Source organism: Pseudochelatococcus sp. B33 (assembly GCF_053570585.1).
Genome location: NZ_JBSEFH010000012.1, coordinates 68,108 through 80,763 on the forward strand (window position 1 = coordinate 68,108; position 12,656 = coordinate 80,763).

The window sequence follows — 12,656 nt, forward strand, 5'->3', positions numbered from 1 at the left end:
GGCAGCGCCCGGTCGGGTCTCCGTCCAACCCTTCTGAGGAAAACGAGATGCTTCGACTGTCCAATCCAGCCCTTGAGCGCATGCGCCGTGATGAGCCTGCGCTCGGCATGATCGTCCGGCTGTCGCGCACGGCCGAAATCGCCAAGGTAGCTGCCGCGAGCGGGCACGATTTCATCTTCATCGATGCGCAGCACGGCCCGTTCTCGCTCGAAACGATATGCGACATCGCGCAAGCCGCCACTGCCCATGGCGTGGCGGGGCTTGTCCGGGTTCGCGGCAGCGACGATCCCGACATCGGCCGGATACTGGACACGGGCGCGGCGGGAATTGTCGTTCCCGACGTGGAGACGGCGGAGCAGGCGCGGGACGCTGTCAATGCGGCCCGCTTTACGCCCCTTGGCCGGCGCTCGGTGTCGGCATCCTATGCCGCATTCGATTTTCGTGCCGTGCCCGGGAGCGAGGCAACACGGGCATTGAACGAGGCGACGCTGGTCGTCTGCATGATCGAAACCCTGAAAGGCATGGAGAATATCGAAGCGATCGCTGCCGTCGACGGCGTGGACGTGCTGCATCTCGGCGCCAACGATCTCCTCGCCGATATGGGACTGCACGGCCAGTTCGACGCTCCGCAATTTGCCACGCTCAAGAACCGTTTCCTTGACGTATGCAAAGCCCACGCCAAATGGAGCGGATTTGGCGGCGACAAGGATGTTGAACGGCAGAAGGATGCCATCGCAAAGGGGGTGCGCTTCGTGACCACTCACACCGATCTCGGCTTTCTGGTTGCCGCCGCTTCCGCAAAAATAGCCGAACTTAAGTGCTCCTAACAAAACCACCTGATCAGCAGGTTCTACGAACGCACCTCGATCATCGCCACCACGAATCTCGCCTTCGGCGATGCCAAAATGACGACGGCTTTGCTCGACAGGCTGACCCGCCACTGCGAGATCGTCGAGATCCGAAACGGATTCCTGGCGCTTCAGGAGCCGCTCCCAAAGCTGAAGCAGGTCCCCCCATTGTCGTCCGGATCGGTCCCTGGCTGGAAGATCGGCAGTTCGACGACCGGTTCGGCTCCGCCGTAGTTCCGATATCGACGACGGCAGACGGCAGCGCCGGCTCGACGACTTTGGCGGCATAATCCCTTGCTGCTGTCGCGCCAGAGCGTTCCACGCCCAGAGCGACGAGGCTCTGCGTCAGCGCATGGTCGAGGGCCGCGACGGGAAGCCGCGCGCCATGACCGTCCACTGGATGCCCGGAATTCGCCGAGGCTGCGGGGATCGCTGCTGCTGACTGGGTGAGCCTGAGCAGATGTCGTCGGTTCAAGGGACAAATGATGGCCGGCACGGCTCACCATCGATAGGTCAGCCTTGCGGTGACCTCACGCCCAGCCCCGTAGAGGCAATACCCGCTGTAGGTACAGGCGGAAACATAGCGCTTGTCGAACAGGTTCGATGCGTTCACGCTGAGCCTGACCCCTTCCCATTTTTTATCCAGAGCGCCGAATTCGCAGAAGGGACTTCGATCGTGTTGCTGATATCGTAGGTTTTGCTGACATAGCGAGCGCCGACACTTATACGGGGGCCGCTTAAGGGCCCTTCCGCAAACGCGTAATCGGTCCACAGCGAAGCTGCGTGCCTTGGTGTGCCGTACGGCACATTGCCGACGTCATTGTTCTCGCTCTTGGTAATCTCCGCGTGAGTGTAGGTATACCCACCGACCAGGCTCAGGTTGTCCCAGACCTTCGCCACGGCGGAAACTTCGATGCCGCGAGACCGGATTTCACCTGTCTGCGTATTGAATCCGCTCGGAACGCCGGGCCGTGGCCTTGCCCCTGAAAGTTGGTCCGGTGTGAGAGTTAGAGTTTCGGCTATTTTGGGCTTTGAAGGGAGCACGGAATGGCACGGAAGGACTACACGGCCGAGCAGGTCATCGGGATGTTGCGGGAGGCGGAAATGCGACTTTCGCAAGGCGAGAAGACGGGTGCGATCTGCCGCAGTCTCGGGATATCGGAGCAGAGCTATTACCGCTGGCGTCGTGAGTATGGCGGTCTGAAGGTGACACAGGCAGCACGCCTGAAGGCCCTGGAGAAAGAGAACACCCGCCTCAGGAAGGCGGTATCCAACTTGACGCTGGATGCCCTGATCCTGAAAGAGGTCATTGAGGGAAAGCACTGAGCCCTTCGCGACGATGTGCTGGCGTTGCTGACCGATCTGTTCGCCCGGCATGGTCCGCCAGCGTATATCCGATCGGACAATGGCGCAGAATTCACCGCAGCCGCTGTCCGGGCCTGGCTTGGCCGCATCGGCGTGAAGACGCTCTACATTGAGCCCGGATCACCTTGGGAGAACGGATACTGCGAAAGCTTCGGCGGCAAGCTGCGCGACGAACTGCTCAACGGCGAAATCTTCTACACATTGAAGGAGGCGCAAATCCTGATCGAGAACTGGCGTCGGCATTACAACACTAGCAGGCCACACAGCTCGCTCGGCTATATCCCGCCAGCACCGGAAGCCATCTTGCTTCGCCCCGAGGGCCGGCTCTCTCTCCTCAGGTCAGCCAATCTCGGCGACCACAATCGCCGGGACTCTAACCTATCCGGTGAACCTCCCTCGTGGGGCAGGCCAATGGCGCTCAATGCCGCCGCCGCCGGGTTGGGCGTTGCCATAGCGGATGTGGTTCTGGCAGAGCAAGCCATCTGCGACGGACATCTGATCATCCCGATTCGCCGGGCGGTGCCCACAGGTGTTTCCTATTTTCTTGTCCGCAGACCCGTGTTGAAGCGTCGGCGACAGGTGCGTGTCGTCGAGGAATGGCTGATGGAAGAGATTGGTCAGGCCAGATCCGTTGTCGCCGGTTTTGCCAACGAAAAGCGGACTGATCTTCGGCGCGCGACAATATCGGCTGCGGTCCGCATCGGATCATAGCCCGCCGTTCAACCCAGAGTGATGACGACGTTCACGCGAAAATGGCAGTGAACTTCGGCAGCACATTTTTCATGCGGAGCGAAAGGGTGCTTCTCTACTTTGCCCCACCAGCGGCTTCCATAATGGCGTGCCGGTTAGTGAAGCACCTTCACTAACCGGCCGCGGTGCTCGGCCGGATCAAGTTTTCATGCAGCTTGGGATCGCACTTGTAGAATTTCGCCGCCATATGTCTCAGGGAGTGGAAAGCCTTCGCCATCCTGCAAGATGTCGGACATATCCGGAGGTCGACCGGGCGCGCCAGCGGGACCTGATCACATTCGGTGGACAGAGCTATAGGGTATCCAGCGTCAAGCCAGAGGGGGCAGGGCTTATCGCGGGTTGTCCCACGGCTGTCCGAAGTCAGATAGCCCCGCAGTTGCCCAGCGGAGGCCGGTGGCGGGCGCTTGCGGTTTCGGCCCCCCCCCCGGAAAGATGGTAACGGTCGCCGGTGAGGCGCGCGCAGGCCGATGCTCCGCTGATCGAGTCCCGCGCCATGGCACACTGAACGCATGATTTGCCGGACTGTCTATGCTATTAAATGAATGAATGAGCAATCTGCGCAAAATTGCACGGATCACTGTCATGAAATTCGCCATAGTGGCGGTGATCATCGGCGGCTATGCAATTTGGGTGTGGACTACTCGCTAGATTGGCCGGAGTTTCCACTCAAGTCGACCCGAAACTCCGCACGTTTTCCCATGCGCGCGGGGTTACCGGGGACGAAATGGATAGCCGTATCGCACGCCTGGTAGCGGAAAGGCGCCGCGCGCATGGATTGGAGGCTTGAGTTCGGCGAGGACGTCGAGCGCGATTCCGCACTGATTTTCGACCATCTTTTCGAAAGCTATGTCGTCCTCGGAGAGGGCATTGAGAAGGCCCTGGCGAACGCCGAACAGCGACTGCTGGATATACGTGCCGACGCCGACCGCATCTGATAGCCCTCTTGCACGGTGAGAAGCACGACGACTTGCTGCCGAGATTGCGCCAGCTGGCCGTTAAGTGGGTTATATTCTGACGGTGCATGATGCGATCGGCCCCAAGGCTGCCCTCCCTGGCCTCTTTCAGATGCTTAAGCGCGTCACACGCAAGAGCAAGGCGCCATGTCCACCGTCGTCTGGTCCAAAATCCTCTAGATGACAGCCTCTTCCAGAAATGGTTCGTTGAGGGGAATGCGCTCGTAACGGAACGGGGTCAGATCCAGTGTCCGGAAGCCGCCCTCGACGATCAGCTCCGCGACCGCGCGGCCGACCGCCGGCGACTGCTGCAGCCCGTGCCCTGAGAACCCGTTGGCGAACATGAAGTTCGTCACGTCTGGGTGAAAGCCGACGATGCCGTTGTGGTCGAGCATGTTGTACTCGTAATGACCCGTCCAGCTCTGCATCACGCGCAGCGCGTCAAAGGCCGGAATGCGGTGCCACAGCGCCGGCCAGATGCGCTCGTCGAATTCCTGATAACGGGTGTCGAAATCGTCGTAGTCGGCAGGCCCGTCGTCGAGGGGGGTGTTGCCCGTCAGGAACAACTCGCCCTCCGGCCGCACGAACGCACCGGACAGGTCGATGACGTTCGGCATGCGGCCGGGGATAGGCGTGGTGCTGGCGAACACGAAGCTGTAGCGCTTGTGCGGCGCGACGGGAATCGACAGGCCGGCCATGGCAGCGACCTGCTGGGCGCGTGGCCCGGCTGCGTTGACAAGAACACCGCACGCAATGCTCTCGCCTGTCGAAAGCCGCGCGGCGGTCACGCGTCCGCTATTCAGTTCGAGGCCGGTGACCGCGTTGTCGATGTACTCGATACCGCTTGCACGCGCGGCCCGGCGCAGGCCGTTCAGCAGCCCCATGGAATCGAACCAGCCCTCCGCGCGCGACCCCCATGAGCCGCCGGCGAGGTCCTCGACATTGAGCCAGGGGAAGCGATCCTTCAGCGGGCCGGGTTCCAGGAAGAGGGTATGAGCGCCAAGACTGCGCTGCAGTTCGACGCGCTCGCGTGCCGCCTGCTCTCCCTCGGGAGAAATGCAGTAGAGATAGCCATATTCCTTGAAGCCGAGGTCGGGTGCCGGCTCATCCTTGTAGAACGGTGCCATCCGCTCCGTGAACCCGCTGATGAACTCGACGCCGAACTGGCTGATCTTCACGTTGATCGGATTGGAGAACTGCTGGCGAATCGCGCTGGTCGACAGCGCGGTCGACGAGAACTCGTAGGAACTGTCGCGCTCGACGACGAGGACGGAAGCGCGCTCTCCGAGCTTCTGGCTGAGCCAGTACGCGATTGAGGAACCGACGACGGCGCCGCCGACGATGACGATATCGTAAGACATACGGGAAGGGGATTTATAGGGAGGGATGGCCATCGCCGCAACTTTCAGAAAGAAAAGGATGCGATCAGATTGTCCGCGCTGCGCGCGAGAAGGCCGAGGTCGGAGCCGACCGCAACCATGGTGAAGCCGTCGCAGAGATAACGGTCGGCATCGGCCTTGGCCGGCGCGAGTATTCCGCTCGCCTTGCCTGCATCGGCGGCAGCCTGCCGGACCGAGGCGATGGCGTGCTGCACGTGGTCTGCGCCGGGATTGCCCATGGCGCCCATGTTGGTCGAAAGATCGCCCGGCCCGACGAAGAGCGCATCTACACCCTCGATGGCGGCAATTTCGCGCGCGTTGGCAACGCCGGTCTCGCACTCGATCTGCACGGCCAGAAGCCGGTTCTCGGATGCATTCCGATGATAGCCGGCGATGCGGCCGAACTGATTGGCACGATGCCCGACGGAGAAGCCGCGAGAGCCGCCGGGGGCATAGGTCATGGCCGCAACGATGTCGCGCGCCTGGGCTGCGGTGCGCACGTTGGGCACCATCAGGCTGCGCGCACCGATGTCCATGAACTGCTTGACGAGGATCGGGTCGTCCGACGGCAGCCGGACCGCCGCTTCGCATGGAAAGGCGGCGGCGACCTGAAGCTGCACCATGATGCTGCGCAGGTCGTTGGGGCCGTGCTCGCCGTCGACGAGCAGCCAGCCTGCGCCGGATCCGGCCATCACCTCGGTCGTCAGTCCCGACGCCAGGGAACACCACAGCCCGATGCAGGGCTTGCCTGCGCGCAGCGCTGCCTTCAGCACGTTCGGACGTTCTTGCACTTTTGCTGTCTCCGTGTCGCGAACCCGATTGCAATTTGTATGATGTCATATATCATACTTGGACACACTGCAATAGTGGTCACCGCATTCGAAAAAGGACAATCGCAGTGCAAATCGGTTTCATCGGACTGGGTGTCATGGGAGCGCCGATGGCGCGTAACCTTGTCGCGGCAGGTCACCGGATCGTCACCTCGCTCAACCGCTCGCCACTGCCGGACGGCTTGGCAGCGGAGGTCGTCGCCAACCCCCGCGAGGTGGCGCGCGCGAGCCAGATCATCATCACCATGCTGCCCGACACGCCTGATGTGGAGCGGGTGCTTGGCGGCGACAGCGGCGTCCTCGCCGGTCTCTCGGCCGGCGCGCTGGTGATCGACATGAGTTCGATCAGCCCCATCACCACCGCGGACTTGGCCAGGGCCGTGCGGGAAAAAGGCGCGGGCTATCTCGACGCGCCTGTGTCCGGCGGCGAGGTCGGGGCCAAGGCGGCGAGCCTGACCATCATGGTCGGCGGCCCTGCGGCCGAGTTCGAGCGTGCATTGCCGATATTCGAGGCTCTTGGCAAGAATATTACCCTCGTCGGGGAGAAAAACGGGGCGGGACAGATCTGCAAGATCGCCAATCAGATCATCGTTGCGCTGAACATCGAGGCTGTGGCCGAGGCGCTGGTCTTCGCCAGCAAGGCGGGTTGTGATCCTGCGACGGTACGCAGGGCACTGCTGGGCGGATTCGCCGCCTCGCGCGTTCTCGAAGTGCATGGCGAACGGATGATCGAGCGCACCTTCGCGCCGGGTTTCCGCATCCGGCTGCACCAGAAGGATCTCGGCCTCGCGCTGGAAAGCGCCCGTGCGCTCGGCGTTTCACTGCCCAATACCGCAACCGCCCAGGAATTGATGAACGCGTGCGGGGCACGCGGCGCGGCTGATGCCGATCACTCGGCACTGGTGCAGGCGCTCGAAGCGCTGGCGAATCATCCTGTGACTGAAACCAGAGGAGCTGCCTGATGCGCGGAACCGGTAAAGCAGATGTATTCGTGATGCTGGCCCACCCTGTGGGTCATGCCAAGAGCCCCGGGATATTCAACGAGATTTTCGAGCAGCGCGGCCTCGACAGCCTGATGGTGCCGCTGAGCTGCCGGCCGGAGGACTTCGACACATTCTGGGCCGGCCTCACGGCGGCCGAGAACGTTCGCGGCGTTATCGTCTCCGTGCCCTACAAGACGGCCGTCTTTCACCAATGCGCGGCTGCGCACGACAGGGCGGCGCGGGTCAGGAGCGCCAACTCCGTCCGCAGGCAGGCGGACGGAAGCTGGTATGCGGACAATTTCGACGGCGTCGGCTTCATCGACGGCCTCAAGGCCGGCGGGCACCGCATCGCGGGGCAGCACATCCTCCAGGTCGGCGCCGGCGGCGCGGGAGCGTCGCTCGCCTATTGTCTGGCCGAAGAGGGCGCGCGCGAGATCCGCCTCCACGATATCGACGAAGCGCGTGCTTCGGAACTTGCCGGCCTCGTGGCCAGGGCGTTCCCGGCTTGCCGCATCGCGGTCGGGCCCGCCGATCCTTCCGGTGTCGACATGGCGATCAACGCAACGCCGACGGGTCTGCGCGCAAGCGATCCGCTGCCGCTCGACGTCAGCCGGCTGACTCCTGAAATAACGGTCGTGGACATCATCATGGAACCGGCCGAGACTGCGCTTCTGCGCGCGGCGAAGGAAATCGGATGCCGCATCCAGCCCGGCAGGCCGATGATGGACTTTCAGGTGCAGGCCATGTCCGACTTCTTCGACATCGACCGGGCGAGGAGCGGCCATGACTGAGGCGCGTACCGTCGTCGTCATCGGCGGCACTTCTGGCATCGGCCGTGCCATTGCCACCCGCTTCGCGCGGGAGGGGGAGAAGATCGTTGTCGCTGGCCGGGATGCAGCGCGCGGCGGTGAAGTCATCGCCGAATGCAGACAATACGGTGCGGCTGCGGCCCGCTTCATTGCCGCCGACGTTGCCGAGCCTGCCTCGGTCGAGCTGCTCGGCGTCGAGACGGAGGCCGCCTTCGGCATCCCCGACGTGGTGGTGAATTGCGCCGGCATCCTGCAGAGCGGCAAGCGTGTGCTCGATCAGGATCTCGACGAGGACGAGCGCCTCTGGCGCATCAACTATCGCGGCACGCTTCTCGGCTGTCAGGTTTTCGGCCGCCTGATGGCTGGCAGGGGCAGGGGCGCCATTCTGAACGTAGGGTCGCTGGCGTCCTTCGCGCCCCTGTCGCTGCCGGCCTACACGCCGGGCAAGCATGCCGTCCTCGGCCTGACGGGCATCCTCGCCGCTGAACTCGGCCCGCAGGGCGTCCGCGTCAACGCGGTCGCGCCCGGCTACACGCTGTCGGACGGGCTGAAGGCGAAGATCGCCGCCGGCGAGCGCGACCCCGACGCGATCCGCGCGACGACCGCCTTGCGCCGTTTCGTGGATCCCGAGGACGTGGCCGAGGCGGCGCTTTTTCTGTGCTCCGAGCGCGCCGCCTCGATTACCGGCGTGACGCTGCCCGTCGACGCCGGCTGGCTGGTGCAGGCGCCGTATGCGCACTACCTGCGCGGCAATCCGATCCGCGCGACAATGGACCCGTGAGAAGGACAATCATGACGGATATTCGGCGCTTCGGCTTCGATGCCTGCATCCATCACAGTGCCCTCTGCAATGGCATGCTCTGCCTGATCGGCCCGGTGGCGCGGCCGGGCCAGTCGGTGAACAGAGGTGCGGGGTTCTTGTTGAACTGATCGTGGCGGCCGTAGTTTGAGTGCGCCTGCCGGTTGGGGCATCATCCCGCATCCGGCGCCGAAATGGGTGGAAGAATATTGATGACCAGACGCAAGCCGCTGTCGACTGTCGTTGCCGAAAGCCTGACCGCGGAGATTCGCTCGGGCGCGCTGCGGCCCGGTGCGCAACTGCCGACCGAGGCAGAACTCTGCTCCGAATACAACGTCAGCCGGACCGTGGTGCGCGAGGCTGTGGCCCGGCTTCGATCCGAGGGGCTGGTCATTCCGCGTCAGGGGCGTGGCATGTTTGTCAGTGACACGCCAGCGTCGCGCAACTTTTCGATTCCCGACGAGGCGCTGAAGACTCTGCCCGAAACCATCTCCCTCCTTGAACTGAGGCTGAGTGTCGAAGTAGAGGCCGCCGGGCTTTGCGCCGAACGGCGCCTCCCGGCGGAAGCGGAAGCGATCCGCGCGCTCATGGAGCAGGTCGACGCTCAACATAGCGACCCAGGCTCAGTGCAGATTCACTATGACTACGATTTTCACCTGGCGATCGCCAAGGCGACGCGGAACGAATTCATCCACGGCTTCTTGAGTTACCTTCGGCCGATGATCGTTCCGCACCTGCAACTTGGCTACGTAGTGGCACCGGAAGTGAAGGATTCATATTATAAGCGAATCCACAAGGAGCACAGGGCGATCGTCGATGCCATCGACCGGCAGGACGATCGCGCCGCGCGCCTGGCCATGCGCAAGCATCTGTACAACAGCCTGGAGCGCGTGCGCGCTCTTGCCCGGGCATCGGGCATCGCGACGACGGATCCGGAGCGGGAGGCGGTTGCCGCCTCTCTTTTCGCAGATATGAAACAGCCGACAACGTCGAGCCGATAGTGGACAGCGGCCCTGATCCCAATTCGGAGGCGACAGCCGGCGTCGTTCGTGCGCGCGAAAGCCACGTTTTATTATGAAATGTCCGCTTTCGGCTCCTTGCTCGTTTCGCGTCGCGCGTTCCTCCCATATTCTTCAGCTGTTACCGCAGGTGCCGTCGAGATAAGCAGCGACCCGCGTCGTTGTGCTCATACGAAAGATTATTTTTCTTTTTCGCTGTTTTTTCTTGGTTGCCCCATCCTGCTTTTGGTCACACGATTGCAAGCAGTTGGGCGATCCCCCGCCGCGTATGGAATGCCCAATCGAGCTGAAGCATGCTGAAGGCGCCAAGTTCCACCGGACGACCGGCTTAGCTGTCGCCCTTGAGCAGTACGGCGGCCGATTGCAGTTGCAAATCCGGAGGTAATTCTGTGACTGTGCTGATCCTGTCAAATGCGTCAATTGTTGGGACTTCCGGCGACCGCTCCATGCCAGCTATGAGCGTTCTGATAGAGGATGGCGTGATCACCGAGGTGTCGGAAAAGGCAATCAAAGCAGAATCAGCCACAGTCATCGACTGTCGTGGTTTGACGCTTTTGCCGGGCCTCATCGACTGCCATGTACACGTCATCGCGAGCAATATCCGGTTGGCCGTCAACGCCACGCTCCCGGATTCGCTCGTAGCGGTGCGGGCGGCGAATATCATGCGCGGCATGCTGGAGCGTGGTTTTACCACGGTTCGCGACCTGGGCGGCGCGGATTTCGGCCTCGTGCAGGCCGTGGAGGAAGGAACAATTATTGGTCCGAGGCTGGTGATATGCGGCAAGGCGCTTTCCCAAACCGGCGGACATGCCGACATGCGTGACCGCTGGGATGAGCGCGCCACAGGAGATTTTACCCGCAAGCTCGGCAGCCTCGGCCGCCTATGTGATGGTGTTTCCGAAGTCCGTCGCGCTTGTCGAGAAGAGATCAAGGCGGGGGCCAAGTTTATTAAGATCATGGCAAATGGCGGCGTCGCCTCTCCCAACGATCCGATCTCCTTCGTACAATTTTCCCTGGAAGAAATCAGGGCCATCGTTGATGAGGCCAGTAACGTCGGAACCTATGTTGCTGCCCATACTTACACGGATGAATCTATTTTACGATGTGTCGAGCAGGGGGTTCGCAGTCTGGAACATTGCAATCTTGTGACGGATGCGACTGCTACACGAATGGCAGAACTGAACGCGTTTGCTTGTCCGACACTTGTTACACTTGAGGCGGGCGTGAAGCATGGCAAGCAACTCGGAATGCTTGAAGAGAATTACCGGAAGATAGATGATGTGCGCCTCGCGGCATATACAGCTCTCGATCGGCTCCAGAGGGCCGGCACAAAGACTGCTTTCGGTACCGACCTGACGGCTGAACAACTGCACCCCTATCAGGCGGATGAGTTCCTATACCGTCGGGAGGTTCTTTCCTCCCGTGCCTTGATCGACTCGGCCACGACAGTTGCAGCCGAACTTCTCAACATGGAGGGCGCGATCGGTGTGATAGCGCCGGGTGCTCACGCCGACATCATTGGCGTGACGAGCGATCCCCTGAGAGACATCGAAGTTCTTACCAAACAAGAAAACATGCCGTTAATCATGAAGGGCGGACGTTTCGTGAAGGAGTTCAGACCAAGCACCGGTCACTGATATCGAATTGGCATATAAAAACTCAGCATACAAAAAACGAAGGGGAACTACATGTCCAACTTACGCATTCAGGATGCTGCGCTCAGCCGCCGGCAGGTTCTCCGCGGAGCGTCCGCGATGGCTGCGGCTTCGTTCATCGGCTTGCCCACGGCAGCGCGAGCCGACGGACCGTTCCGCATCGGTGCTCTCAATTCCGTGACTGGCGCAGCAGCGGCTTTTGGAACGGGCGTCCAGAAGACGATCAACGCGCTCGCCAGGGAGATCAATGAACTTGGCGGTCCGGCAGGCGTTCAGTTTGAAGTTTTCTCCGAAGACAGCCAGACATTGCCGGAGCCTGCACTGCTCGCGGCCAAGAAGCTTATCGAAGTCAACAATGTCCGAGCCCTTCTCGGTGTCCAAACCAGTCCCGAAGCTCTGGCCATCATCCCGGCCAGCAATGCGGCCGGTGTGCTGCTTTTCCACACCGGTGCGGCTCCCAAGCTGCTTGTTCAGAACGAGAAAGGGCTCGCCTTTGCCTTCTGGCCGAGCAGCGTCTGGTATGGAAGGGCCTATTTCGACTTCGTCAACAAGGAAGGTTTCAAGACGCCTGCGTCACTTGTGCTGACCAACGACGCATCGATCGGCAACGCCCGCTCCTTTGGCGAAAGCTGGGGTGCCCAGTATGGTTCTGAACCGCCAAGTGTACGGTACCAGCCCAATCAGCCCAGTTACAGGGCGGAAATCCAGCAAATAATGTCTTCCGATCCGGACATCATCCTGCTCCACGGCTATGAACTGGATGCGACGATTGTGCTTCGGCAGCTCTTCGAGGTCGGCTATACTGGGAAAATCATCACACCGGAATTTGCTGCAACCTCACGCTTGATCAGGGCGGTCGGCAGTGAGCCGGTGGAGGGCATCTATGTTCTCAAGTTCATTCCCAATACGGAATCTCCGAGCTACCAAGTCTTCCAGGAGTTCGTATCCCGTGTCGGGGGGGACTATATCGAGGGCAACGTCTATGCGGCCATCGCGTACGATCAGCTAAATCTGCTTGCCCTGGCGATGGAGAAGGCCGGTGCAGGTGCAACGAACGCACAGATAGCGGCCGCTATACCGGAAATCAGCAACCCCGATGCGCCGGTCGTCACCAGCTTCCAGGAAGGACGTGAAAAGCTGCGCTCTGGTGCCGAGCGCGTGAATTACGAGGGCGCATCCGGTCCGTGCGATTTCGATGCCGAGGGAACCACGCCTGCGGTTTTTGGGGTCTCTATCATTAGGGACGGCGTCGTGCAGGGCCTTTGA

The 12,656-nt window shown here is 61.6% G+C and carries 13 protein-coding genes and 2 pseudogenes; 12 read left to right on the forward strand and 3 right to left on the reverse strand.

The genetic code is table 11. The features are described from left to right. The first annotated feature begins 47 nt into the window (after positions 1–47). On the forward strand, positions 48–827 hold the full coding sequence (locus ACUSIJ_RS14665) for an HpcH/HpaI aldolase family protein (RefSeq protein ID WP_449309147.1): 780 nt from the start codon (positions 48–50) through the stop codon (positions 825–827). A 6-nt stretch (positions 828–833) separates the two neighbouring features. Continuing rightward, positions 834–1,002 (forward strand): annotated as a pseudogene (locus ACUSIJ_RS14670) (ATP-binding protein); the annotation flags it as partial. A gap of 455 nt (positions 1,003–1,457) precedes the next feature. Here ACUSIJ_RS14670 and ACUSIJ_RS14675 read toward each other — a convergent pair. Continuing rightward, positions 1,458–1,892, reverse strand: a complete 435-nt coding sequence (locus ACUSIJ_RS14675; RefSeq protein WP_449309148.1) for a TonB-dependent receptor domain-containing protein — start codon at positions 1,890–1,892, stop codon at positions 1,458–1,460. Between the two features lie 3 nt (positions 1,893–1,895). On the opposite strand from ACUSIJ_RS14675, the gene ACUSIJ_RS14680 reads away from it, so the two are divergent. The 3 genes and pseudogenes from ACUSIJ_RS14680 to ACUSIJ_RS14690 all read left to right on the forward strand — a co-directional run bounded on the left by ACUSIJ_RS14680 (position 1,896) and on the right by ACUSIJ_RS14690 (position 3,898). After that, the gene (locus ACUSIJ_RS14680) at positions 1,896–2,174 is read left to right on the forward strand and encodes a transposase (protein WP_449309149.1); all 279 of its coding nucleotides are present in this window, start codon (positions 1,896–1,898) and stop codon (positions 2,172–2,174) included. Positions 2,175–2,186: 12 nt separating this feature from the next. Continuing rightward, positions 2,187–2,519 (forward strand): annotated as a pseudogene (locus tag ACUSIJ_RS14685) (integrase core domain-containing protein); the annotation flags it as partial. 1,214 nt (positions 2,520–3,733) lie between these two features. After that, positions 3,734–3,898, forward strand: coding sequence for a hypothetical protein (locus tag ACUSIJ_RS14690; protein WP_449309150.1), 165 nt, complete (start codon positions 3,734–3,736; stop codon positions 3,896–3,898). 194 nt (positions 3,899–4,092) lie between these two features. On the opposite strand, the gene ACUSIJ_RS14695 is transcribed toward ACUSIJ_RS14690, so the two are convergent. Beyond that, positions 4,093–5,310, reverse strand: a complete 1,218-nt coding sequence (locus tag ACUSIJ_RS14695) for an NAD(P)/FAD-dependent oxidoreductase (protein ID WP_449309151.1) — start codon at positions 5,308–5,310, stop codon at positions 4,093–4,095. Positions 5,311–5,321: 11 nt separating this feature from the next. Then, the gene (locus ACUSIJ_RS14700; protein WP_449309152.1) at positions 5,322–6,086 is read right to left on the reverse strand and encodes an HpcH/HpaI aldolase family protein; all 765 of its coding nucleotides are present in this window, start codon (positions 6,084–6,086) and stop codon (positions 5,322–5,324) included. A 2-nt stretch (positions 6,087–6,088) separates the two neighbouring features. Between ACUSIJ_RS14700 and ACUSIJ_RS14705 the strand changes: the two genes are divergently transcribed. The 7 genes from ACUSIJ_RS14705 to ACUSIJ_RS14735 all read left to right on the forward strand — a co-directional run bounded on the left by ACUSIJ_RS14705 (position 6,089) and on the right by ACUSIJ_RS14735 (position 12,656). After that, positions 6,089–7,087: a 2-hydroxy-3-oxopropionate reductase gene (locus ACUSIJ_RS14705; RefSeq protein WP_449309153.1), complete on the forward strand. Its 999-nt coding sequence runs from the start codon at positions 6,089–6,091 to the stop codon at positions 7,085–7,087. After that, positions 7,087–7,899 (forward strand): shikimate dehydrogenase family protein, encoded by an 813-nt coding sequence (locus ACUSIJ_RS14710; protein WP_449309154.1) that lies wholly within the window; start codon positions 7,087–7,089, stop codon positions 7,897–7,899. The genes ACUSIJ_RS14705 and ACUSIJ_RS14710 overlap by 1 nt, the downstream gene beginning before the upstream one ends. Then, a complete protein-coding gene (locus tag ACUSIJ_RS14715; protein ID WP_449309155.1) occupies positions 7,892–8,698 on the forward strand; it encodes an SDR family NAD(P)-dependent oxidoreductase in 807 nt (268 codons plus the stop codon). The genes ACUSIJ_RS14710 and ACUSIJ_RS14715 overlap by 8 nt, the downstream gene beginning before the upstream one ends. An 11-nt stretch (positions 8,699–8,709) precedes the next feature. Continuing rightward, positions 8,710–8,847, forward strand: coding sequence for a hypothetical protein (locus ACUSIJ_RS14720; RefSeq protein WP_449309156.1), 138 nt, complete (start codon positions 8,710–8,712; stop codon positions 8,845–8,847). A gap of 81 nt (positions 8,848–8,928) precedes the next feature. After that, a complete protein-coding gene (locus ACUSIJ_RS14725; RefSeq protein ID WP_449309157.1) occupies positions 8,929–9,717 on the forward strand; it encodes a FadR/GntR family transcriptional regulator in 789 nt (262 codons plus the stop codon). A 407-nt stretch (positions 9,718–10,124) separates the two neighbouring features. Further along, positions 10,125–11,372, forward strand: a complete 1,248-nt coding sequence (locus tag ACUSIJ_RS14730; RefSeq protein ID WP_449309158.1) for an amidohydrolase family protein — start codon at positions 10,125–10,127, stop codon at positions 11,370–11,372. Between the two features lie 51 nt (positions 11,373–11,423). Continuing rightward, entirely contained in the window at positions 11,424–12,656 is a 1,233-nt protein-coding gene (locus ACUSIJ_RS14735; RefSeq protein ID WP_449309159.1) for an ABC transporter substrate-binding protein, read from the forward strand.